Below are 22,611 nucleotides of genomic sequence, written 5' to 3'. Positions count from 1 at the left end.
CCGGCGGAACCGGGATGGGGAACGGGCCTCCGTCTTGGGACTACTTGCCTCCGGCGAGCTTCTCGCGCAGTGCCGCGAGCGCCTCGTCGGTGGCCAGCGTGCCGGCCGGCTCCTCGGCCTGACGGGCCGGAGCGGTGCTGGACGACGACGTGCCGCCACCGCCACCGGTGCCACCGCCAGCGGCGGGGACGACCGGAGTCGGGTTGGCCGCGGCCTCGGCATCGGCAGCACGGGAGTTCTGCACCTGCTTGGTGTGTGCCTCCCAGCGGGTACGGGCCTCGGCGTACTGGGTCTCCCAGGTCTCCCGCTGCTTGTCGAAGCCTTCCAGCCACTCCCCGGTCTCCGGGTCGAAGCCCTCCGGGTAGATGTAGTTGCCCTCGGTGTCGTAGGTCGCCGTCATGCCGTAGAGGGTCGGGTCGAAGTGCTCCTCGCCCTCGACGAAGCCCTCGTTGGCCTGCTTGAGCGACAGCGAGATCCGCCGACGCTCCAGGTCGATGTCGATGACCTTGACCATGACGTCGGAACCGACCTGGACAACCTGCTCCGGGATCTCCACGTGCCGCTCGGCGAGCTCGGAGATGTGCACCAGGCCCTCGATGCCGTCGTCGACCCGGACGAACGCCCCGAACGGCACCAGCTTGGTGACCTTACCCGGCACGATCTGCTGGATCGCGTGGGTACGGGCGAACTGCCGCCACGGGTCCTCCTGGGTCGCCTTCAGCGACAGCGAGACCCGCTCGCGGTCGAGATCGACGTCCAGCACCTCGACCTCGACCTCCTGGCCGACCTCGACGACCTCGGACGGGTGGTCGATGTGCTTCCAGGAGAGCTCGGAGACGTGCACCAGGCCGTCCACGCCGCCAAGGTCGACGAAGGCGCCGAAGTTGACGATCGAGGAGACGACGCCCTTGCGGACCTGTCCCTTCTGCAGCTTGTTGAGGAACTCGGTACGCACCTCGGACTGGGTCTGCTCGAGCCAGGCCCGGCGGGACAGGACCACGTTGTTGCGGTTCTTGTCCAGCTCGATGATCTTGGCTTCGAGCTCGCGCCCGACGTACGGCTGGAGGTCCCGCACCCGGCGCATCTCCACCAGGGAGGCGGGCAGGAAGCCGCGCAGGCCGATGTCCAGGATGAGGCCGCCCTTGACCACCTCGATGACGGAACCGCGGACGACGCCGTCCTCGTCCTTGATCTTCTCGATCGTGCCCCAGGCGCGCTCGTACTGCGCCCGCTTCTTCGAGAGGATCAGGCGCCCCTCTTTGTCCTCCTTCTGGAGGACCAGCGCCTCGATGTGATCACCGACCGACACCACCTCGGCGGGGTCCACGTCGTGCTTGATCGACAACTCGCGCGAGGGGATGACGCCCTCGGTCTTGTAGCCGATGTCGAGCAGGACCTCGTCCCGATCGACCTTGACGACGGTGCCTTCGACAATGTCGCCGTCGTTGAAGTACTTGATGGTCTCGTCGATCGCGGCGAGGAAAGCTTCCTCGGAACCGAGGTCGTCGATGGTGACCCTGTTGGCGCTCGAGGGGGCCTCGATGCTGCTCGTCATGTGGGCGGTTGCTCCGGTCGGATGGATGTCACAGCAGGTTTGTGTCGCGGTGACCCGTTTACGCCCCCGGATCCGCCGCCGGTCACACCGGCCGATCGGTGGTCCCGATCCTTCGGTGCATCCGACGACCGCGGACCTGCTCCCTGCCGAGGCACACGATCCGCGAGCGCATCGAACAGCTTACCGTGCGCATTACCACAGCATGCAAGCCCTCCCAGCACGTGATGAGATCCGCCGTCCACTGCTCGGGAAGAGCTTCCGTCCGACGCCCGGATAGCCCTCGTGACGACAGCGCTGCTCGTCGCCCGCGCGCCGGTCGGCCTGCGGGCGACGCGGCCGGGCCCCGGGCACTAGCGTGACCCCGTGAATGATGACACCCGGCCGGACGACGACGCGCCCGGAGTGCTCCGCCGCCGGGTCAGCGACCGGGAGAGCCGGTGGGCCAACCGCCGGTGGTGGGATGCCGACGCCGACAACTACCAGGCCGAGCACGGCCGGTTCCTCGGCGAGGTGGACTTCGTGTGGTGCCCGGAGGGACTACGCGAGGCCGATGCCCACCTGCTCGGCGAGCTGCGCGACCGCCGGGTGCTCGAACTCGGCTGCGGCGCCGCCTCGGCGGCCCGCTGGCTGGCCACCCAGGGCGCCCGTCCGGTCGGGCTGGACCTGTCCGCCGGGATGTTGCGGCACGCCGCGCTCGCCGCCACCACCTCCGGGGTACGCGTGCCGCTGGTCCAGTCGGACGCCCTGGCGCTGCCGTTCGGAAAAAACGTCTTCGACATCGTCTGTACGGCGTTCGGCGCGATCCCGTTCGTCGCGGACTCCGCGGCGGCGCTGCGCGAGGTGTTCCGGGTGCTGCGTCCCGGCGGCCGGTGGGTCTTCTCGGTCACCCACCCGATGCGCTGGATCTTCCTCGACGATCCGGGCGAGGGCGGGCTGACGGCCACCCACTCGTACTTCGACCGCCGGCCGTACGTCGAGCAGGACGCCGCCGGCGTACCGAGCTACGTCGAGCAGCACCGCACCCTCGGCGACCGGGTACGCGAGATCGTCGGCGCCGGCTTCGTCCTGCGGGACGTCCTCGAGCCGGAGTGGCCGGCCGGGCACGAGCAGATCTGGGGGCAGTGGAGCCCGCTGCGCGGCCGGATCTTTCCCGGCACCGCCATCTTCGTCTGCGACAAACCGGACAGCGTGTCCGCCTAGCCGGCTGGCCGCACGGCCGGCCGCAGCGGTTTCGCACTGCCCCGGTCGGGTAGACGCGGCACATGGCCGAGCGGAGGAAGCTGCACAGGGGCGACCGGGTGAGCTGGCGCAGTCACGGCTCCACCGCACGCGGCACGGTCCAGGAGGAGATCACCGAACGGACGTACGCCGGAAAGCGCACCGCCGCCACATCGAAGGAGAACCCGCGGTACCGGGTCCGCACCGACGAGGGACGGGACGCGGTACACAGGCCGGAAGTGCTCCACGGTGAGTAGCCGGAGTGACGGCGGTGGAGACCGCGACCCGGTCCGGGAGTTCAAGGACGCCGTCAACATGAACCCCGGCGAACTCGGCAGGTGGCTGGCCACCGACGACTCGAAGTCGGCGGGGCAGCACAAGGGCGGTGGCGAGTCGGTCGGGCACGAGTCGGGCCGCCGGATCATCGACCTGTTGCGCAAGCGGATGAACCAGTTCACCGAGCGCGACATGGCGCACATGCGCAAGGTCGTCGGGTACGTACGGCGGCACATGGCCCAGCGGCCGTCCGGCGACGTACGCAACACCCGGTGGCGCCACTCCCTGATGAACTGGGGCCATGATCCGCTGAAGGAACCTCTTCCGCCGCCCGGCGGCCCCTCCCGCAAGGCCCTGCAACGGCATCAGGACGCCGAACGGTCCTCGGGGCGGAACCGGCGGCGCTGACGAGGGGTGCCCGGCGGCGCTGACGGGGAGGCCCCCGGCGGCGCCCCTGCCCGGGGTCAGTGATCGGCGCTGTTCCAGTCCGAGCCGACGCCGACCGAGACCTCCAGCGGCACCGCCAGCGGATAGGCACCGCCCATCTCCCGGCGGACCAACGCCTCGAGCTCGGGCCGCTCGCCGGGCGCCACCTCGAAGACCAGTTCGTCGTGCACCTGGAGGAGCATCCGGGACCGCAGCCCGGAATCGCGTAGCGCGGTGTCGACGTGCAGCATCGCCACCTTGATGATGTCGGCGGCCGAGCCCTGGATCGGCGCGTTGAGCGCCATCCGCTCGGCCATCTCCCGACGCTGCCGGTTGTCGCTTACCAGGTCGGGCAGGTAGCGGCGACGGCCGAGGATGGTCTCGGTGTACCCGTCCAGCACCGCCTTCTTCACCACCGTCTGGAGGTAGTCCCGGACGCCGCCGAACCGGGTGAAGTACTCCTCCATCAGGGCCCGTGCCTCGTCTGCCCCGATGCCGAGCTGCTGGCCGAGACCGAACGCGCTAAGCCCGTACGCCAGGCCGTAGTTCATCGCCTTGATCTTGCGCCGGTGGTCCGGGGTGACCCCGGTGAGCGGCACCCCGAAGACCGACGAGGCGGTGGCGGCGTGGAAGTCGGCTCCGGAGTTGAAGGCCTCGATCAACGCCTCGTCGGCGGAGAGATGGGCCATGATCCGCATCTCGATCTGGCTGTAGTCGGCGGTGAGCAGGCAGTCGAAGTCCCGCCCCACCACGAAGGCCCGGCGGATCCGCCGTCCCTCCTCGGTACGGATCGGGATGTTCTGCAGATTGGGGTCGGTCGAGGAGAGCCGGCCGGTCGCGGCCACGGTCTGGTGGAAGGTGGTGTGGATCCGCGCGTCGTCGGAGACCGACTTGAGCAGGCCGTCGACGGTGGACTTGAGCCGGGCCACGTCACGGTGCCGGAGCAGGTGCTCCAGCAGCGGATGCGGTTGCTGCGCGTACAGCCACTGCAGGGCGTCGGCGTCGGTGGTGTAGCCAGTCTTGATCTTCTTGGTCTTGGGCAGGCCGAGCTCGGTGAAGAGGATCTCCTGCAACTGCTTGGGCGAGCCGAGGTTGAACTCCCGGCCGATCACCCCGTACGCCGCCTGGGCCACCGCCTTGACCTCGCCGGCGAAGTGCGCCTCCAGCTCGGACAGGTAGTCGGTGTCGGCGGCGATGCCGATCCGTTCCATCGCCCCGAGCACCTCGACCAGCGGCTGCTCCACCCCGCCGAGCAACCGGGTCGACAACTCGCCGTCCCGGGACAGCTCGGCGTCGATGGCGTCGGCCAGGTCCAGGGTGGCCCGGGCCCGCAGCATCAGGTTCTTTTCGATCTCACCGTCGTTGCCCAACCCGTCGAAGGCGAGCTGGCCGGTCTCGGGCACGTCGATCCGCAGTTCCCGGTGCAGGTAGCGCAGCGCCAGGTCGGTCAGGTCGTAGGACCGCTGGTCGGGCCGGGCCAGGTAGGCGGCCAGCGCGGTGTCCCGGACCACGCCACGCAGCGTCCAGCCGTGCGCGGCGAACGCCAGCAGTGCCGGTTTGCTGTCGTGCAGCACCTTGGGCCGGTCCGGATCGGCCAGCCAGGCGGCCACCGCAGCCTCGTCGGTCTCGTCCAGGGCGGCCGGATCGAACCAGGCGGCCTCGCCGGTCGCGGTGGCCAGGGCGACGCCGGTCAACGAACCCGTCCCCCGGCCGAACGTGCCGGCCACGGCGACGCCGGCCGGAACGCCGGAGGGCGCGTGGCCGCCCAGCCAGGCCGCCACCTCGCCGCCGGGCAGGACCCTGCCGGCCAGGTCGAAGCCGGCCTCGGCCTCCGGCTGCACCGCGTCCAGGTACTGGTAGAGCCGGTCCCGCAGGATCCGGAACTGGAGCGTGTCGAAGACCTGGTGTACCGCCTCGCGGTCCCAGCCCGCCCAGCGGGCGTCCTCGACCCGCAGCGGCAACTCCAGATCGGCGACCAGGCAGTTGATCTCGTAGTTGCGGATCACGTCCGAGAGCCGTTCCCGCAGGCTCTCTCCCGCCTTGCCCTTGATCTCGTCGGCCCGGGCCACCACGCCCTCGACGCCGCCGTACAAATTGATCCACTTTGCGGCGGTCTTGGGCCCGACACCCGGCACGCCCGGCAGGTTGTCGCTGGTCTCGCCGACCAGCGCGGCGAGGTCGCGGTAGCGGTCCGGAGCGACCCCGTAGCGCTCGCTGATCGCGGCCGGATCCATCCGGGCCAGGTCGGAGACGCCCTTGCGCGGATAGAGAACGGTGATCCGGTCGTCGACGAGTTGGAAGGCGTCGCGGTCACCTGTGGAGATCAACACGTCCATTCCGGCGTCGCGGCCCCGGCAGGCGAGCGTGGCCAGCACATCGTCGGCCTCGTAGCCCTCCTTCTCCACCACCGGCACCCGGAGCGCGGCCAGCACCTCCTTGACCAGGCTGACCTGCCCGTGGAAGTCGGTCGGGGTCTCCGAGCGTCCCGCCTTGTACTCCGCGTAGCGCTCGGTCCGGAACGACCGCCGGGAGACGTCGAAGGCCACCACGATGTGCGTCGGCTGCTCGTCGCGCAGCATGTTGATCAGCATCGAGGTGAAGCCGTAGACCGCGTTGGTCGGCTGCCCGGTCGTGGTGGAGAAGTTTTCCACCGGCAGGGCGAAGAACGCCCGGTAAGCCAGGGAATGACCGTCGAGCAGGAGCAGGCGCGGCGTCGAGGCTGTCACGATAGGCGACTCTAGTCCGCACCCCCGACAGCTCCGGGCTCGGGAGTTAAGAGGGGCCCCTTCCTATGCGAAAAGCGCTATGAAGGGGCCCTTCCTTACAGCACCTTGGCGAGGAACGCGCGGGTGCGCTCGTGCTTGGGGTTGGCGATCACCTCGCGGGGGAGGCCGGACTCGACCACCACGCCGCCATCCATGAAGACCAGCGAGTCACCCACCTCACGGGCGAACCCGATCTCGTGGGTCACCACGATCATGGTCATGCCGTCCCGGGCAAGGTCCTTCATCACGTCCAGCACCTCGCCGACGAGCTCCGGGTCGAGGGCACTGGTCGGCTCGTCGAAGAGCATCACCTTCGGCCGCATGGCCAGCGCCCGGGCGATCGCCACCCGCTGCTGCTGACCTCCCGAGAGCTTGCCCGGATACGTGTTGACCTTGTCTGCCAGGCCGACCCGCTCCAGCAGGTCGGTGCCGCGCTTGCGGGCCTCGGCACGCGACTCCCGGCGCACCCGGATCGGCGCCTCGATCACGTTCTCCAGCGCGGTCATGTGCGGAAAGAGGTTGAACCGCTGGAACACCATGCCGATCGACCGGCGCTGCGCGGCGACCTCCTTCTCACGCAGCTCGTGCAGCCTGCCGCCGCGTTCCCGGTAGCCGACCAGTTCGTCGTCGACCCAGATCCGGCCACCGTCGATCTTCTCCAGGTGGTTGATGCAGCGCAGGAAGGTCGACTTGCCCGAGCCCGACGGCCCCAGCACGCAGCACACCTCGCCGGCCCGCACCTCCAGGTCGACGCCGCGCAGCACCTCCAGGTGGCCGGACGACTTGTGCACGTTCTCCGCCCGGACCATCACGGTGGCGTCGGCCTCGGCCTCCGGCGGCGTGGCCTGCTCCGGAATAGTCGCTCCGGTCATCCCGGCGTTCCTCCCGTCCCGCTACCCGTTCCGTCAGGAGTTCCGCCCACGGTCCCACCCGCCCCGGCGGCACCGCCGCCGGTCTCGGCGGCGAGGTTACGCAGCCGGAACCGGGCCCGCTCGGTCTGGCCGTACCCCTTGCCGAAGTGCCGTTCCAGGAAGTACTGGCCGATCAGCAGGATGCTGCTGAGCAGGAGATACCACAGGCAGGCGGCGACATACATCGGGAAGATCTGGAAGGTCCGCTTGCCGACCGCGTCGAGCTGGAAGAACAGCTCCATGCTGACCGGTACGTACATCAGCAGCGAGGTGTCCTTGAGCATCGCGATGGTCTCGTTGCCGGTCGGCGGGATGATCATCCGCATCGCCTGCGGCAGCACCACCCGGCGCAGCGTCTGACCCCGACTCATCCCCAGCGCGCCGGCCGCCTCACCCTGCCCCGGGTCCACCGACTGGATACCGGCACGGACGATCTCCGCCATGTAGGCGGCCTCGGAGAGCGCCAGACCGAGCAGACCGGCCATGAACCCGGTCAGGACGTCCCGGGAGTCGAAGCCGAAGAGCCGCAGCTCCATGCCGTCGATGCCGAAGAGCTGCCCGATCTGGGTGTCGAAGGGCACCCCGAACTCGAGCCGGCTCCACAGGATGCCGATGTTGCCGAACACGGCCAGCAGCACCAGCCGGGGCACCGCCCGGAAGAACCAGGTGTAGAGCCAGGAGACCGTCCGCAGGATCGGGTTGGTCGACAGCCGCATCACCGCGATCGCGACCCCGAGCCCCACGCCGATCACCATCGCGCTGACCGTCATCAGCACGGTGCCCTGGACCAGCCCGTTGATGATCGGCGGCCGGAACATGTTGTCGATCATGAACGACCACTGGAACGCGTCGTTCGTCAGCAGGACGTGCAGGAACATCGCCGTCAGGACGGCGAGTACCGCTATGGTCACCCAACGGCCGGGATGCCGTACGGGCACGGCCTTGATCGGTTCCGGCCGTGCCCGTACGGTCGTGGCTTCCTCGGTGCTCATCTCATCTCACGGGTTGACGGCCGGATCGGTGATCGCACCGTCGCCGACCTTCCACTTGTCCAGGACCGACTTGTACGAGCCGTCGGCGATCAGCGCCTTCGTCGCGTCCCGCACCGCCTCGGCGAACGCCGTCTGGTCCTTGGCGACCACGTAGCCGTACGGAGCCGCGTCGTACATCTTGTCCAGCAGTTCGAGCTGGCCGTTGGACTGGGTGACGGCGTACACCCCGACCGGGTAGTCGGCGAGCATCGCGTCGTCCTTGCCGGAGACCACGGCAGCGGTCGCCGCGTCCTGGCCCGGGAACTGCTCGATCTTGATCGCCGGCTTGCCGCCGTCGGTGCACGTCTTCGACCGGGCCGTGATGTCGTCGACCTGGACGGTGTCCTTCTGCACGGCGATCTTCTTGCCGCAGGCGTTGTCGATCGTGACCCCCGCCGCGTTGCCCTTCTTGGTCACCCACTGCGTGCCGACCTGGTAGTAGCTCACCATGTTGGCCTGGCCCTTGCGCTCGTCGTTGATGGTGAACGACGAGACGCCGACCTCGTACTTGCTGGTGTTGACGCCGGTGATGATGTCGCCGAAGTTCGCCGAGACGAACTCCGCCTTCAGGCCGAGCTTCGCCGCGACCGCGGTGAACAGCTCGACGTCGAAGCCGACCACGGTCTTGCCGTCCGGGTCGAGGAACTCGGCCGGGGCGTACGACGAGTCGGTGCCGACGACGATCTTGCCGTCCGACTTGATCGCGTCCGGCACCTTCGCCGCGAGCGCCGAGTCCGCGTCCGCCGAGACCGTCGGGCCGGCACCCCGCTGGTCCCTGCCGTCGTCCTGCTCGCCGCAGGCGGCGAGGGTCAGGCTCAGCAGGGCCGCACCGGCGATGCCGAAGACGGCCCGCCGGCTACCGCTATTGACGTTGAACATGCACTCCTCCTCATAACTGAGCCAGCCACAGGTTAGGCCACACCCAGATAGGCCTCTTTCACCGCGGGGTCGTGCAGCAGCTCGGCGCCGATTCCGGACTTGACGATCCGACCGGTTTCCAGCACGTACGCCCGGTGTGCCCGGGCCAGCGCCTGTTGGGCGTTCTGTTCGACCAACAGGATCGTGGTGCCTTGTTGGTTGATTTCGGTGATGATCGAAAAGATCTGCTGGATCAACATCGGCGCCAGCCCCATCGACGGCTCGTCGAGCAGCAGCAGCTTCGGCCGGCTCATCAGCGCCCGACCGACCGCCAGCATCTGCTGCTCGCCGCCGGAGAGCGTGCCGCCCGGCTGCTTCGCCCGCTCGGCGAGCCGGGGAAAGAGTTCCAGCACCCGGGCCAGGTCCGCGGCCACGCCGGCCCGGTCCCGTCGGGTGTAGGCACCCATGTCCAGGTTCTCCAGCACCGACATGCCCGGGAAGATCCCCCGGCCCTCCGGCGCCTGGCAGAGCCCGAGCCGGACCCGCAGGTCCGGCCGCATCTTCGTGATGTCCTGCCCGGCGAACCTGATCCGACCGGTGGCGACCGGACGGATCCCGGAGATCGCCCGCATCGTCGTCGACTTGCCGGCGCCGTTCGCGCCGATCAGCGCGACGATCTCGCCCTCGTCGACCGTCAGGCTGATGCCGTGCAGTGCCTGGATCCGCCCGTAGAGCAGGCTCACGTCCTCGATCTCAAGCAGCATCTTCCGGCACCCCCAGGTATGCGGCGATCACCCGTGGGTCCTCGCGCACGTCGGCGGGGAGCCCTTCGGCGATCTTCTTACCGAACTCCAGCACGACGATCCGGTCGGTGACACCCATCACCAGGCGCATGTCGTGCTCGATCAACAGCACGGTCACGCCCCGGTCGCGGATCTGCCGGATGAGCTGGAGCAGCTCCTCCTTCTCCGCCGGGTTGAAGCCGGCCGCCGGCTCGTCCAGGCAGAGCAGCACCGGATCGGTGGCCAGCGCCCGGGCGATCTCCAGGCGGCGTTGCTCGCCGTACGACAGGTTGCGGGCCACCTCGTCGATCCGGTTCCGGATGCCGACGAACTCCAGGAGCTGCTCGGCCTTCTCCCGGCCCTCCCGCTCCTCCCGCCAGTGCCGGGGAAGCCGGAAGAGCGCGGAGATCACACTCGTCTTGTGGTGCGTGTCCGCGCCGACCTGGACGTTCTCCAGCGCGGTCATCTCCGGGAAGAGCCGGATGTTCTGGAACGTCCGGGCCATGCCCAGTTTCGTGATCTGGTGCCGCTTCTTGCCGCTGAGCTGCGATCCTCGGAACCGGATCTCGCCCTCGGTCGGCTGGTAGATGCCGGTCATCGCGTTGAAGCAGGTGGTCTTGCCGGCCCCGTTCGGGCCGATCAGCCCCAGGATCTCTCCCTTGTAGAGAGTGAAGTTCACCTGGTCGAGCGCGACCACACCACCGAAGCGCAGGGTGACGTTGTCGACCTCCAGCAGCGGTTCACGGGTGCCCGCCACCGGCTGCCCCGCCGGGCTCGGTACCGTCTCCGGGCTGGCCGCAGCGGTCGGCTGCGACTCGGTTCCGCCCGGGGCCGGCTGCGCCGGTACCGCCGGCTTGCGTCCGGTTTCAGCCACCGACGCTCACCTCCTTGCGACGGTCCTTGAACTCGGCCGCTCGTCGTCGGTTCGGGATCAGGCCCTCCGGCCTGAAGATCATCATGACCACGAGGACGACTCCGAAGAACAGGAAACGGAACTCGTACAACTCCCAACCGAACAGTTCGATGCCCCGGAACCGCTCGATCAGGTACGCCACCAGGCCACCGCCGACGATCGCCCCGACGATGTTGCCGGAGCCGCCGAGGATCACCGCGGCCAGAATGATGATCGAGTTGAGCAGCTCGAAGTTCTGCGAGTTGACGAAGTTCACCTTGCCGGCGTACAACGCCCCGGCCAGACCGCCGATCGCGGCTCCGGCGGCGAACGCCCAGAGCTTGAACTTGAACGTGGGCACACCCATCAACTGGGCCGCGTCCTCGTCCTCTCGGATCGACACCCAGGCCCGGCCGACCCGGCTACGGGTCAGGTTCCGCACGCCGAACACCACCAGGATGATCAGGGTCAGCACCAGCCAGTAGTACGGGCGTGCGTCGAGCACCCCGAAGACCGGCTTGCCGTCGGCGTACTCGCCGGGCGGATGCGGGATCTGGTTGAAACCCCGCTGTCCCTTGAGGAACGTCGAGCTGGTCGCCGCGATCCGGATCATCTCGGCGAAGCCGAGCGTGACGATCGCCAGGTAGTCACCGCGGAGCCGCAGTGTCGGCGTACCGAGGGAGATGCCGGAGATCATCGTCAGTGCGACGGCCAGCGGCACCACGGCCAGCCACGGCCAGTGGGTCTTCAGGTCGCTGCTCGGTGAGGTCAACACCGCCACCGTGTACGCGCCGACCGCAAAGAAGCCGAAGTAGCCGAGGTCCAACAGGCCGGCGAAGCCGACCACGATGTTGAGTCCGACCGCCAACAGCACGTAGATGGAGACCGTGAAGAGCACCTGGCCGAAGTTGGACCCGGTCGTCGGGATCGGCCCCAGGTACTGGTAGAACTCCTTGTTCGGCAGGGCGTAGAAGAAGAGGACCACGGCCGCCAGTACGGCCCACCGCATCCACTTCGGGGCCCGGCGCCACCGCTCGCCGACCGACCGCCAGTCGCTACGAATCCGTTCTGCAGCACCGCTCATGCCCGCGCCCTCCCCAGTGACTCGCCAAGCAGTCCGGTCGGCCGGAACATCAGCAGGACGACGAGAACCGCGAACGCGGCGAAGTCCTTCCACTGCGAACCGATCAGGCCCGACGCGTAGTTCTCCACCAGACCGAGCAGCAGCCCGCCCAGCAGCGCGCCGCGCAGGTTGCCGATGCCGCCGAGCACCGCGGCGGTGAACGCCTTGAGGCCCAGCAGGAAGCCGACGCTGTAGCTCAGCGCGCCGATCCGGATGTCGTACAGCAGGCCGGCGACGCCGGCCATGGCGCCACCGGCGATGAAGACCAGCAGGATGATCCGGTCCTTGTTGACGCCCATCAGGGCCGCCGTGTTCGGGTCCTGGGCCACCGCCCGGATGCCGCGACCGAACCGGGTGCGGTTGATGAAGATGTCGAGCCCCACCATCATGACCAGCGCGGAGCCGACGATCAGCAGCTCGATGGGCCTGATCGGCGTTCCGGCGATGGTGAACAGCGGCTTGATGCTGATCAGGTTCGGCACGCCCTCCGGCCGCCGGTCGGTCCAGATGCCGAACAGCTCGGAGATGGCGATGGAGGCGCCGATGGCCGTGATCAGGAAGGCCAGCGGCGGCGCGTTGCGCTTACGCAGGGGCCGGTAGGCCACCCGCTCGATCACGCTCGCGGTCACCGCCGAGGCGAGCGCCGCCACCACCATCGCGACGCCCAGGTACATGATGATCGAACCAACGCCGTTGACCACGGAGTCCTGGTTGAGACCGAGGGCGCTCCAGGTCCAGATCGCCGCGAACGCGCCGGCGATGAAGACCTCGGAGTGGGCGAAGTTGATCAGCTTCAACACGCCGTAGACCAGCGTGTACCCGAGCGCGACGAGGGCATAGATGGCGCCCTGGGTCAGGCCCGTTGTAGTGAGTTCCCCGAAATTGGAGAACAGTCCGTTGAAGTCCAAGGAAGGGTGCTCCCGGTTTGGGCTGAAGGACGACTTCGGGTGCGACCGGGACTTGCTCCCGGTCGCACCCGAGATCAATCAACTGCTACAGACGAGCAGGTCAGGACTTCGGAATCTCCTGGTCCGGCACGACCTGACCACCCGTGACCTTGTACGCCCAGATCTTGACCTGCGCCGGGTCCAGCTCACCGGTCTCGGTGAACTTGTAGGTCGCCGCGACGCCCTCGCCGGTGTAGCCCTTCACGAACTCCAGCAGCCCCTCGCGGGTCGTCTTGCCGGCCTTGATGCCCGCGAGCAGGATGTTCGCCGCGTCGTAGGCGCTGTCGCTGTAGGTACCCGGGGCGACGCCGTTGAGCGCCTGGTAGTCGGCAGCGAAGTTGCCCTTGGCCTTGGCGGCCGGCTGGCACGGGCAGGTCAGAATGGTGCCCTCGGCGGCCGTCTGGCCCGCGCTGGCGATGTAGGCGGGGTCGTTGACGCCGTCCCCAGCGACCAGCGTGGCGGTGACGCCAGCACCGGTGAGCTGCTTACGGATCAGGCCGGCCTCCTGGTAGTAGCCACCGTAGAAGAGGACCGTCGCGCCGGAGCTCTTGACCTTGGTGACGCTGGCCGAGAAGTCCGTCTGCTTCCCCTCGCCCTGCACCTTGTCGCTGCCGACGACCGCAGCACCGAGGAGCTTCTTGACCTCGTCGGCCAGACCCACTCCGTAGGCGGACTGGTCGTCGATGACGTAGACCTTCTCGGCCTTCAACACGTCCTTGATGTACTTACCGGCCGCCGGACCCTGGGTCAGGTCGTTGCCGACCGCGCGGAAGAACGTCTTCCACTTCTGCTGGGCCAGGGTCGGGTTGGTCGCGGACGGCGTGATGTGCACCAGGCCGGCATCGGAGAAGAACGGGTTGGCCGCCTCGGACTCGCCGGAGTAGGCCGGGCCGACGAGGCCCAGGATCTTCTCGTCGTCGATGGCCTGCTGCGCCAGCTGGGGCGCCTGGTCCGGGCTGCCCTGCGAGTCGAGCTCCACCTGCTCGACCTTGCAGTCGGGGTTGGCCTTGTTGTACTTGTCGACCGCGAGCTTCACCCCGTTGTTCTCATTAATACCGAGCGCTGCCGAGCTGCCCGTCAGTGCGCCAAAAAAGGCGATCTTGCTACCACAAGCCTCGCCCCCGGCGGCACCATCATCGCCGCCGCTGCCGGAGCACGCCGCTCCGCTAGCGACGAGCGCCACCAGGGCAACGCCGCCGATTGTGCGTGCGATTCTCTGCCTCAAGGCCCGAACCCTCCTCCGTCCAGGGGTTCAAACCACCCGCCGCTAATTGGCTCTTGCCGGGTATCGCGGGGATGTTGAACCGGACCGTTGTCGCGGTCTGGGGCCGGACGTTATCCCACCGATCGCCAGCGCCGATAGACCCGCAGCAGGGGGTTGACCTAAACGTTACAAGGCGTGGCTGATCCACTGCGCCAACTGTAAGACCGAACCGGACAGCGGTGGCCATCAGGAGCAGCCGGCCACCGAACCCCGTCCGCAACACCCTGGCCACCGATCTCAGCGGGTGGACCCCGGCGTTCCGGTCGACCAGAGGGTGCTGCGGCTTCCGTCGTCCAGGGCGAGCACCAGACGGTGATCCTGGACACCGAGCGTCACGGAGCGGAACGCCCCGGCCGGCATCTCCGGGACCGGACCGCGCAGCGAACGCCACGATCCGCCCGCGTCCTCGGAGACCCACAGGTGCTGCGTCGTCCCGTTGGAAACCGCCGCGACGAGCTGTCCGTCGATCGCCACGAGGGCGGAGACCGTGGCTGCGCCACCACCGGCAGTGCTGCCGAACCGCCCGGCGACCACCCAACCGGAACCGTCGTCCCGCCACGCCCCGAACGTCGTACCACGTGGCCCGACCGCGATCCGGTGACCGTCGACCACCGCGACCCGCTGAAGTTCGTCGTACCCGGGGCTGCCCGGCACCTCCTGCCGCTGCCAGCCCCGGCCGTCGCGGGAGACCCAGGCCACCGGATCCCGCTCGACCCGCCCGGTCCGGCCGACAGCGCCGACGACCAGCCAGCCATCCGGCCCGGCGGTGGCGTCGAACGCCCAGGTCCGCCCGGCGGCGTCGCTGGCCAGCTCGGGAGCCGCCTCGACGATCTCGAAGGCGGCCGGGTCACTCGCCACCCAGACGGCGGCGCCGCTGATCCGGTTCCCCACGGTCAACCAGCCGGACGGGCCGACGGCCACCCGGGCGACACTCGCCGCCGTCGGCCCGCCGTACAGCTCGAAGGGCGCGGGCACCTCGGCCAGCGACCCGTTCCCGGTACGCCGCCATCCGGTCACCCTCGGATTGCCGTGCACTCCCCCGGCGCGGGCACCGAGCGCGGCCAGCCGCCCGTCCCGGCAGGCGGCCGAGTACAGGACGGCGCGTTGCCCGTAGAAGCTGTCGGCGCGTACGGCAAGTGACTGCCAGGATCGGCCGTCGGCGCTCCACCAGGCCGCCGGACGCTCGGTACCGTCGGCCGCCACCGCCCCGCCGACCAGGAACCACCGGTCGACGCAGCTCGCCACGTCCCGCACCATCAGCCGTTCGGCGCCGCCGCCCGGAGCGGGCAGGGTCAGCGGGACCCAGCTCGGATCGACCGGGTCGCGCCGGTCGACCGGGCCACGCCGGTCGACCGGGTCACCCGCGGCCTGATCGCCGCCGCGCGCCGGCTCACGACAGCCACCGGCCAGCGACAGTGCCGCCAGCACGGCGACCAGCGCCCCGACCCGTAGCCCGCGAAACATGAAGCCGATCGTACGGAGACGAAGCCCACAACGGTGACCTCCGGCACACCAACCGCAGGATGGCTCCGCCGGGTCAGCCCGCCTCGGCCGGCTCGGTGCCGGTCCCCTCGGCCAGAATCCGCTCGGCCACCTCGCGCATCGTCATCCGGTGATCCATCGCGGTGCGCTGGATCCACTTGAACGCCTGCGGCTCGGTCATCCCGTACGTGGTCATCAGGGCGCCCTTGGCCCGCTCCACCGTCTTGCGGATCTCCAGCCGGTCGGTGAGCCCGGCCACCTCGGCCTCCAGCGCCGCGATCTCGGAGTAGCGCGACAGCGCGATCTCGATCGCCGGCACCAGGTCGCTCTTCTGGAACGGCTTCACGAGGTACGCCATCGCCCCGGCCGCCCGCGCCCGCTCCACCAGGTCCCGCTGGCTGAACGCGGTGAGGATGACGACCGGCGCGATCCGACCACCGGCGATCCGCTCCGCCGCGGCCAACCCATCCATGATGGGCATCTTGATGTCGAGGATGACGAGATCGGGCTTCAACTCCTCGGCCAGGCGCACGGCGGTCTCGCCGTCACCCGCCTCCCCCACGACGTCGTAGCCCTCCTCGACCAGCATTTCGGCCAGGTCCAGCCGGATGAGCGCCTCGTCCTCAGCAATCAACACCCGCCTACGCTCGGCACCAGCCTGAATGTCGGCCACGAGCCCCTACCCCCAAGAACTTTCCGACACCTGCCCAGCCGGGTGTCGCCGCCCTCAGCGTAGTGGGTAGTCTTATCGACGCTAGGCCCCTGTAGCCCAACGGCAGAGGCGCGATTCTCAAAAGATCGACAGTGTGGGTTCGAATCCCACCGGGGGCACCGCCAGCACGGGAACCGACCTCGCCAGGCCGCGACGGCGTACCCGTCGGACCCATCTTCTCCGCCGACGGCCGCGAGGCCTCCGGAATTCGGGTTCCTCCTGGTCGGTAAACCCTCCACCGGAGACCTCGCGGCCCGGACATCACGCCACAATCAGGTCAGTCGATGGGCTCGGCCACGATGAGCTGGAACTTCTCGAAGGTCAGCCGCACGGTGTTGTGCCTCGCGTCCACGGTGCCCAGGGAGACGCCGTTGAACGGGTCGGTCAGGCGGTACCTGGCCCGGCCCAGACCGCGCAACTCGACGGCCCCGTCCCACTTGTCGGCGTAGAAGGCGTAGTGCAGGGTTCCGCCCTTGGCCACGACGTGCGCCTCGGGCTTGTCGAAGCCGACGTCGTACAGCTCGCCCCGGTACTCGCCGGTGGGCAGCATGTTCTCCTTGTAGAGGTTCACCCACCTGCGCCAGAGAGCGTCCTTTTCCGGAGTGAGCAGGGTCTCGTTGTCGGGGCCCGCCGGATAGGTGAATTTGGTCGACAGGACGGCTCCCACGCCGTAGCTGGACGCGAAGTCGTCGCCGCCGTCGCTCAGTTCGACATGGTCGCCGGCGTAACTGCCGCCCTGACCCATCAGCGCCTTCATCGTCTTGCCCTTGGTCCGGACCTGGTACGACGAGGTGGGGTCCGAGCTCGGGTACTGGTCGATGTAGGGCAGGTTGTGGAAGGCGAAGGCGGTCCCGCAGGGGCAGAGTTCGACGACCGCGTTGCGGTTCGCCTCGTGCGCGGCCTCGTACACCGCCTTCCAGAACCGCGCCAGTCCCTCGGTCGATTCTTCGGGGCGGGCGTGCCCGTGCGCCGGGTTGTAGCAGGGGGTGACCCCGTTGAGGTGCTGACCGTCGATCTTGAGCCCCTCGTACCCCCAGTCCCGGATGAACCTCTTCACCTGCCGGACGAAGTAGTCCACAGTCGGCTGGTACGCCGGGCACAGTGTGTAGGCGTCCCACCAGGTCACTTCCTGCATCTTGCCGTCGCGGTCCAGCAGGAGCATGTCGGGGCGTGCCTTGAACAGGTTGCTCCCGGGATCCGCCGCCAGCGGGGCCCACCACAGACGCGGCCGCAGGCCGGCGTCCCGGATCTGCTTGGTGAACGCCCGCATGTCCGCTTCGCCGCGCGGGAACTTCTGAGGGTTGAGGTCCCAGTCGCCCTCGTTGGTCTGCCAGCCGTCGTCGAGCCCAGCCCAGGTGAGGCCGATCTCGCGCGCCTTGGGCAGCGTCCCGATGACCTGTTCGACGGTGAAGTCGCGCTCGTATCCCCAGGCGCACCAGATGGGTTCGAAGGCCGATTTCGGTGTCCTCGGGGCGCGCAGGCCCTCGTCACCCAGGTAGTCGCGGTAGCGCTGGAGCGGCACGAAGTGGTCGCCCGGGTGAGCTGTCAGGAACGTGGTTTCGGTGGTCAGCCGCTCGCCCGGCTTCAGGGTGCGGTGGGTGTCGCCCTCGACGGCGATGCTCGCCCCGTTGGCCGTCTGGCGAACCGGTAGCCGCAGGATCTTCGCCACGGGTTCGACGTGCCCGACGGACAGGCCCGCGCCCGGACGCCAGACCGACGCCATCGGCGTGCCGCCGCCGTAGTCGGAGGCGTCCATCCCCAGCGAGTTCTTCTGGTCGAACCCGTCCGTCACCGGCTGCACCCAGTCACGACGGTCCTCATAGGTGGTACCCGAGAAGGTGTAGAAGCCGCCGGGCCTCTTCAGAAGCTCGTGGGCTCCGCTGCGCCACCCGGTGACCTTCAGCTCGGCACCGGACATGTTGGTGTAGGTCACCCTCATCACGATCATCCCGGCCAGGCGCTGGAAGGACGTCAGCTCCACCGTCTTCCGCACGCCGGTCCCGGAGTCGCCCCGGATCGTCACCTGGACGCCTGCGCCGTGCCGGGAATGTTTGGTCTTGCGGGTCTCGTGTCCCCGGTAGGCGAACTCGTCGATCGTCGTATCGCGCAACAGCAGGGTTTCGCTGGCGTCGAAGCGCGTGACGTTGACGTCCTTCAGGGCCACCCGGCTGCGCAGTTTGTCGTCGAACTCCACGGTGATGGAGGTGTCGCCGACTCCGACCACATCGGGATCACGGCTCGGTGCGGCGGCCGCGGCTGTGGCACCCGAACCCGCGGTCACGGCGGGAATGGCGGCCAGGCCGGCACCCCCCAGCGCCAACCTCAGTACGGTCCGCCGCTTCATGTCGGTCATCTCAAACCCCTCTCGGGCTCGTTGCGCAGCTCTGACGACCAGGCCACGCCGTTCGCTCGTCGCTGTAGATCATCAAGATCGAGCCACCTCGAACGTGGGGCGTCATCGTCGAAGGACCGCGACGCCGCCGCTCCGATCACCAGTGGATGCACGGTGCAGACCAGAGGGATACCAACTGTCGACCCGGCACACTGCCGACGACGAGGTCGAGCAGAAGCTCTTCCATAGAGCACCCCCCGTTCACTCCGGGCTGGTCTGCTCGATGAACGTAAGTGGTATACTCTTGGCTTGTCAACGGCCGGTTCCTGGCAATTTCTGGTTTGGTCACCGTTGGCCAGGCCGAGGCGGCGGGACGCCTACGGGCGACGGGTCTGAGAAATCGATTGAACTGGTATGGTCGACTGGTATGACTCTTGCGAGGACGCGGATGCCCCGTGGTCTGTTCGCCGACGACGCGCTCCCGCTGTACGAGCGCACCGCCGCGCAGCTGATCGACGACCTGCGGGCGACCGGTGCCCGCGCCGGTGACCGGCTGCCCTCCGAGCGAGCACTGGCGACCAGGTACGCCGTCTCACGCGTGACGCTGCGCGCCGCCCTCGCCGAACTGGAGTCCCGGGGCATCGTGCGACCGTCGTCGTCGCGCGGTTGGTTCGTCGCCAGCCTCGACCAGCTTCCCGACCCGTCGACGGCGTCCACGGCGGCGGCGCCCCAGGTGCAGGGCCTCGCCGACTTCGCCCGCGTCAACGGTCTGACGCCGAGCACCCGGGTTCTCTCCGCCGCGGTTCGCCCGGCGACGGTGTCCGAGGCCGAAGCCCTCCGGATAGCCCCCGGAGCCGACCTGTTCGAACTCCACCGGTTGCGCTTCCTCGACGACCTGCTGGTCGTGCTCGAGCACAACAGGCTCCCGTTGGCGGCCTGCCCGGCCCTGGCCGAGACCGACTTCAACACCGCCTCGCTGTACGCCACCCTGCGCGCGGCGAACCCGCCACAGCTGCTGCGCGTTGCCGACTACTCGTGCGAAGCCCGCCATCCGACGCCACGAGAGATCGAACTGTTCCAGATCAGCGACACCATGCCGATGCTCGTCGCGACCCAGCTGACCTTCAACCAGGCAGACCGCCCGATCGAGCTGACCATCCAGGTCTACCGGGGCGACCGCTACCGCTTCCGGGCCTCCATCACCAATCGACCCTGATCGGCGGCTGCCCGCGTACCGCGCCGACGAACTGATCGACGCTGGTCCCGGCACCGCCTCGGGCGGTTTCCGTTGATCGCCTACCGCACCGCGTGCCCGCCGAGGGCGCCGGCGGTTCCCGTCTGCGCTGGCCGGATCCGGCCCGCCCTGAGGTATACCAGATTACATACCAGACAGACGGTAGCCGGCCAACAGGAATACCAGTAGGGTCCATTACCAACTTCGAAACGAGGAGGACCCGCCCGGTGAGTAACCCGCTCGACACCGTCGTCGCCCTGCACAAACGCGGAGAACCGATCGGTGTGACATCGATCTGCTCCGCTCATCCGCTGGTCCTTCAGGCCGCGATGGCCCAGGCCCGGGAAGACGGCGACCTGGTGTTGATCGAGGCGACCTCGAACCAGGTAGACCAGACCGGTGGCTATACCGGTATGCGACCGGCGGACTTCCGCGACCTGGTGTACCGGGCCGCCGACCGGGCCGGACTGCCTCGGGAGCGGATCGTGCTCGGCGGCGACCACCTGGGTCCGAACCGGTGGCGTTCGTTGCCGGCGGAGCAGGCCATGGCACATGCCGACGTGCTCGTGGCGGCGTACGTCGAGGCCGGCTTCACCAAGATCCACCTGGACTGCAGCTACCCCTGCGCGGACGACCGGACACCGCTGACCGACGAGGTGATGGCCGCCCGTGCCGCCCGGATGCTCGCGGTCGCCGAGAAGACCGCGGCCGCGACGGGACGCACCGGGGAACTCCGGTACGTCATCGGTACCGAGGTCCCGGTTCCCGGCGGCGCGGAGGAGACGATCGAGGAACTCCAACCCACCACCGCCGACTCGGCCCGGGCCACCCTGGCCCGGCACCGGGCGGCCTTCGCCGAGCAGGGCCTCGAGCACGTGTGGCCGCAGGTGATCGCCCTGGTCGTGCAGCCGGGCGTCGAGTTCGACCACCTCCAGGTCGTGGACTACGACCGGAGCCGTACCAAGGACCTGCAACGGGTCCTCGACGACGAGCCGACGATGGTCTTCGAGGCGCACTCCACGGACTACCAGACCGTCGCGCGGCTCGCCGCCCTGGTCGAGGATCACTGGGCGGTGCTCAAGGTCGGGCCCGGCCTGACCTTCGCGCTCCGGGAGGCGCTGTTCGCGCTGGCCGCGATCGAGGCCGAACTCGTTGCGGAGCACGACCGCTCAAGCCTGCCAGAGGTGGTCGAGCGGCGGATGCGCGCCGAGCCCGGGCAGTGGGCGAAGTACTACACCGGCGACGCCGCCGAGCAGCGCCTGGCCCGGCGGTACAGCTACAGCGACCGGATGCGCTACTACTGGCCGGACCCGGAGATCCAGGCCGCCGAGCGGCGCCTGCTGGCCAACCTTTCCGACCGGAACATCCCGCTGCCGCTGCTCAGCCAGTACCTGCCCGACCAGTACCAGCGGGTCCGCGACGGCATCCTCGGCGATCATCCCGTCGAGTTCGTCCTCGACCGCGTCCGCGACGTCCTGCGCGGCTACCGCCACGCGGCCACCCGATCGCAATGGCAGCGGGCAGCATGAACACCCTCCTCGGCCACGACCCCGACTACCTGCGCCGTCGCCGCGCCGTCGACACCAGCCGCGAGATCGCGCAGCAACCGGCCGTGTGGCGCGAGATCGACCGGATGACGGCGAAGTCGGGTGCGACCACGGCCGCGTTCCTGAAGCCGCTGCTCGAACGGCCCGACCTGCGCATCGTCCTCACCGGGGCGGGCACCTCCGCGTACGTCGGCGAGGTGCTGGCGCCGTCGCTGCGCCGTCGGCTGGGTCGCCGGGTGGACGCCGTCGCCACCACCGATATCGTCGCCGACCCGCTGGCCTGCTTCGCCGAGGACGTCCCGACGCTGCTGGTGTCGTTCGCCCGCTCCGGTAACAGCCCGGAAAGCGTCACGGCGACCCAGTTGGCCACCCAGGTGCTGACCGACTGCCGGCACCTGGTGGTGACCTGCAACGAGCAGGGCCGACTCGCCCGCCAGGACACCGACCGGTCCACCCTGCAGGTGTTGCTGCTGCCCGAGGCGGCCAACGACCGGGGCTTCGCGATGACGTCCAGCTTCACCGGCATGGTGCTGGCCGGCCTGCTGACCCTCGGCGGGCCGGAAGAGGGTCTGGTGGAGCGGCTGGCCACCTCGGCCGAGCAGATCCTGGCCACCCGGTCGGCCGCGGCGGCCGACCTCGCCGCCCGCGGCTACTCCCGGATCGTCTACCTCGGCAGCGGCACCCTGCACGGCCTGGCCCGGGAATCCGCACTGAAGGTCCTGGAGCTGACCGCCGGCCGCGCGGTGGCCCTGGCCGAGTCCGCCCTGGGCTTCCGACACGGGCCGAAATCCGTGCTCAACGACCAGACCCTGGTCGTGAGCTACGAGTCCAACGACCCGTACACCAGCCAGTACGACCGCGACATGGTGGCCGAGCTGCTGCGGGTCATCCCGGAGCGGAACCTCGTCACCGTCAGCGCCCACGCCGGACAACCCGCCAGGGAGAATGCCTGGACCCTGCCCGGTATGGCGGACGTCGACGACGCCGCGCTGGCGCTGCCCGCCGTGATCTGCGCGCAGCTGATCGGCCTGCACTTCTCCCTGGCGCTCGGGCGCACACCCGACAACCCCTTCCCCGGTGGAGAGGTCAACCGGGTCGTCCAGGGCGCCATCATGCACCCCCTGCGCCGCTAGACGAGTAGTTCCGAAGTCTGGGGTCGATGTCCGGGCATGAGGAGAGGGCATCCAAGATCATGTTGTGACGCAAGACCTGGACACCCTCTTGACCGCACTGTACGTGAAGATCGACGACATGAT

19 protein-coding genes and 1 tRNA gene are annotated in these 22,611 nt (G+C 69.0%); 7 read left to right on the top strand and 13 right to left on the bottom strand.

The window, feature by feature from the left end; genetic code table 11:
• Positions 1-40: 40 nt before the first annotated feature.
• The gene (gene rpsA, locus I0C86_RS34530; RefSeq protein WP_230395268.1) at positions 41-1,555 is read right to left on the bottom strand and encodes a 30S ribosomal protein S1; all 1,515 of its coding nucleotides are present in this window, start codon (positions 1,553-1,555) and stop codon (positions 41-43) included.
• 363 nt (positions 1,556-1,918) lie between these two features.
• Here rpsA and I0C86_RS34525 point away from each other — a divergent pair, with 363 nt between their 5' ends.
• The 3 genes from I0C86_RS34525 (at position 1,919) to I0C86_RS34515 (ending at position 3,457) form a co-directional block, all read left to right on the top strand.
• On the top strand, positions 1,919-2,755 hold the full coding sequence (locus I0C86_RS34525) for a class I SAM-dependent methyltransferase (RefSeq protein ID WP_196205505.1): 837 nt from the start codon (positions 1,919-1,921) through the stop codon (positions 2,753-2,755).
• A 62-nt stretch (positions 2,756-2,817) separates the two neighbouring features.
• Complete coding sequence (locus tag I0C86_RS34520) at positions 2,818-3,030, top strand: hypervirulence associated TUDOR domain-containing protein (protein WP_196205504.1); 213 nt, start codon at positions 2,818-2,820, stop codon at positions 3,028-3,030.
• On the top strand, positions 3,023-3,457 hold the full coding sequence (locus I0C86_RS34515) for a DUF3140 domain-containing protein (RefSeq protein WP_196205503.1): 435 nt from the start codon (positions 3,023-3,025) through the stop codon (positions 3,455-3,457). Before I0C86_RS34520 ends, I0C86_RS34515 begins: the two co-directional genes overlap by 8 nt.
• Positions 3,458-3,513: 56 nt before the next feature.
• Here the strand turns inward: I0C86_RS34515 and polA are convergent, their stop codons facing one another.
• The 11 genes from polA to I0C86_RS34460 all read right to left on the bottom strand — a co-directional run bounded on the left by polA (position 3,514) and on the right by I0C86_RS34460 (position 16,203).
• A complete protein-coding gene (polA, locus tag I0C86_RS34510) occupies positions 3,514-6,201 on the bottom strand; it encodes a DNA polymerase I (RefSeq protein ID WP_196205502.1) in 2,688 nt (895 codons plus the stop codon).
• Positions 6,202-6,296: 95 nt separating this feature from the next.
• The gene (locus tag I0C86_RS34505; RefSeq protein WP_323374019.1) at positions 6,297-7,112 is read right to left on the bottom strand and encodes an amino acid ABC transporter ATP-binding protein; all 816 of its coding nucleotides are present in this window, start codon (positions 7,110-7,112) and stop codon (positions 6,297-6,299) included.
• A complete protein-coding gene (locus tag I0C86_RS34500) occupies positions 7,109-8,143 on the bottom strand; it encodes an amino acid ABC transporter permease (RefSeq protein ID WP_196205501.1) in 1,035 nt (344 codons plus the stop codon). Before I0C86_RS34500 ends, I0C86_RS34505 begins: the two co-directional genes overlap by 4 nt.
• A gap of 6 nt (positions 8,144-8,149) precedes the next feature.
• On the bottom strand, positions 8,150-9,061 hold the full coding sequence (locus I0C86_RS34495) for an ABC transporter substrate-binding protein (RefSeq protein WP_196205500.1): 912 nt from the start codon (positions 9,059-9,061) through the stop codon (positions 8,150-8,152).
• 32 nt (positions 9,062-9,093) lie between these two features.
• Complete coding sequence (locus tag I0C86_RS34490) at positions 9,094-9,804, bottom strand: ABC transporter ATP-binding protein (protein ID WP_196205499.1); 711 nt, start codon at positions 9,802-9,804, stop codon at positions 9,094-9,096.
• Entirely contained in the window at positions 9,794-10,579 is a 786-nt protein-coding gene (locus I0C86_RS34485; protein ID WP_196205524.1) for an ABC transporter ATP-binding protein, read from the bottom strand. The genes I0C86_RS34490 and I0C86_RS34485 overlap by 11 nt, the downstream gene beginning before the upstream one ends.
• Before the next feature lie 109 nt (positions 10,580-10,688).
• Complete coding sequence (locus I0C86_RS34480; RefSeq protein WP_196205498.1) at positions 10,689-11,798, bottom strand: branched-chain amino acid ABC transporter permease; 1,110 nt, start codon at positions 11,796-11,798, stop codon at positions 10,689-10,691.
• The gene (locus I0C86_RS34475; RefSeq protein ID WP_196205497.1) at positions 11,795-12,745 is read right to left on the bottom strand and encodes a branched-chain amino acid ABC transporter permease; all 951 of its coding nucleotides are present in this window, start codon (positions 12,743-12,745) and stop codon (positions 11,795-11,797) included. The genes I0C86_RS34480 and I0C86_RS34475 overlap by 4 nt, the downstream gene beginning before the upstream one ends.
• A 100-nt stretch (positions 12,746-12,845) precedes the next feature.
• Positions 12,846-14,009: a branched-chain amino acid ABC transporter substrate-binding protein gene (locus I0C86_RS34470; protein ID WP_196205496.1), complete on the bottom strand. Its 1,164-nt coding sequence runs from the start codon at positions 14,007-14,009 to the stop codon at positions 12,846-12,848.
• A gap of 276 nt (positions 14,010-14,285) precedes the next feature.
• Entirely contained in the window at positions 14,286-15,512 is a 1,227-nt protein-coding gene (locus tag I0C86_RS34465) for a beta propeller repeat protein (RefSeq protein ID WP_196205495.1), read from the bottom strand.
• A 73-nt stretch (positions 15,513-15,585) separates the two neighbouring features.
• On the bottom strand, positions 15,586-16,203 hold the full coding sequence (locus I0C86_RS34460; protein WP_196205494.1) for an ANTAR domain-containing response regulator: 618 nt from the start codon (positions 16,201-16,203) through the stop codon (positions 15,586-15,588).
• An 85-nt stretch (positions 16,204-16,288) separates the two neighbouring features.
• Here I0C86_RS34460 and I0C86_RS34455 point away from each other — a divergent pair.
• Positions 16,289-16,361, top strand: a tRNA-Leu gene (locus tag I0C86_RS34455).
• Positions 16,362-16,519: 158 nt separating this feature from the next.
• Here the strand turns inward: I0C86_RS34455 and I0C86_RS34450 are convergent.
• On the bottom strand, positions 16,520-18,595 hold the full coding sequence (locus I0C86_RS34450; protein WP_196205493.1) for a glycoside hydrolase family 36 protein: 2,076 nt from the start codon (positions 18,593-18,595) through the stop codon (positions 16,520-16,522).
• A 427-nt stretch (positions 18,596-19,022) separates the two neighbouring features.
• Between I0C86_RS34450 and I0C86_RS34445 the strand changes: the two genes are divergently transcribed.
• The 3 genes from I0C86_RS34445 to I0C86_RS34435 all read left to right on the top strand — a co-directional run bounded on the left by I0C86_RS34445 (position 19,023) and on the right by I0C86_RS34435 (position 22,488).
• The gene (locus I0C86_RS34445) at positions 19,023-19,790 is read left to right on the top strand and encodes a GntR family transcriptional regulator (protein ID WP_196205492.1); all 768 of its coding nucleotides are present in this window, start codon (positions 19,023-19,025) and stop codon (positions 19,788-19,790) included.
• Between the two features lie 245 nt (positions 19,791-20,035).
• The gene (locus I0C86_RS34440) at positions 20,036-21,337 is read left to right on the top strand and encodes a D-tagatose-bisphosphate aldolase, class II, non-catalytic subunit (RefSeq protein ID WP_196205491.1); all 1,302 of its coding nucleotides are present in this window, start codon (positions 20,036-20,038) and stop codon (positions 21,335-21,337) included.
• The gene (locus I0C86_RS34435; protein WP_230395267.1) at positions 21,319-22,488 is read left to right on the top strand and encodes an SIS domain-containing protein; all 1,170 of its coding nucleotides are present in this window, start codon (positions 21,319-21,321) and stop codon (positions 22,486-22,488) included. The genes I0C86_RS34440 and I0C86_RS34435 overlap by 19 nt, the downstream gene beginning before the upstream one ends.
• Positions 22,489-22,611: the final 123 nt, after the last annotated feature.

It is taken from the genome of Plantactinospora alkalitolerans (genome assembly GCF_015690345.1).
Taxonomy (GTDB): Bacteria; Actinomycetota; Actinomycetes; order Mycobacteriales; family Micromonosporaceae; genus Plantactinospora; species Plantactinospora alkalitolerans.
This window is presented reverse-complemented; position numbering and strand designations above follow the sequence as displayed.

Coding starts and splice junctions, on each gene's coding strand:
- I0C86_RS34520 (WP_196205504.1), top strand. CDS start 2,818: ATGGCCGAGCGGAGGAAGCTGCACAGGGGCGACCGGGTGAGCTGGCGC.
- I0C86_RS34450 (WP_196205493.1), bottom strand. CDS start 18,595: ATGACCGACATGAAGCGGCGGACCGTACTGAGGTTGGCGCTGGGGGGT.
- I0C86_RS34445 (WP_196205492.1), top strand. CDS start 19,023: ATGCCCCGTGGTCTGTTCGCCGACGACGCGCTCCCGCTGTACGAGCGC.
- I0C86_RS34465 (WP_196205495.1), bottom strand. CDS start 15,512: ATGTTTCGCGGGCTACGGGTCGGGGCGCTGGTCGCCGTGCTGGCGGCA.
- I0C86_RS34480 (WP_196205498.1), bottom strand. CDS start 11,798: ATGAGCGGTGCTGCAGAACGGATTCGTAGCGACTGGCGGTCGGTCGGC.
- I0C86_RS34495 (WP_196205500.1), bottom strand. CDS start 9,061: ATGTTCAACGTCAATAGCGGTAGCCGGCGGGCCGTCTTCGGCATCGCC.
- I0C86_RS34490 (WP_196205499.1), bottom strand. CDS start 9,804: ATGCTGCTTGAGATCGAGGACGTGAGCCTGCTCTACGGGCGGATCCAG.
- I0C86_RS34500 (WP_196205501.1), bottom strand. CDS start 8,143: ATGAGCACCGAGGAAGCCACGACCGTACGGGCACGGCCGGAACCGATC.
- rpsA (WP_230395268.1), bottom strand. CDS start 1,555: ATGACGAGCAGCATCGAGGCCCCCTCGAGCGCCAACAGGGTCACCATC.
- I0C86_RS34505 (WP_323374019.1), bottom strand. CDS start 7,112: ATGACCGGAGCGACTATTCCGGAGCAGGCCACGCCGCCGGAGGCCGAG.
- I0C86_RS34435 (WP_230395267.1), top strand. CDS start 21,319: ATGGCAGCGGGCAGCATGAACACCCTCCTCGGCCACGACCCCGACTAC.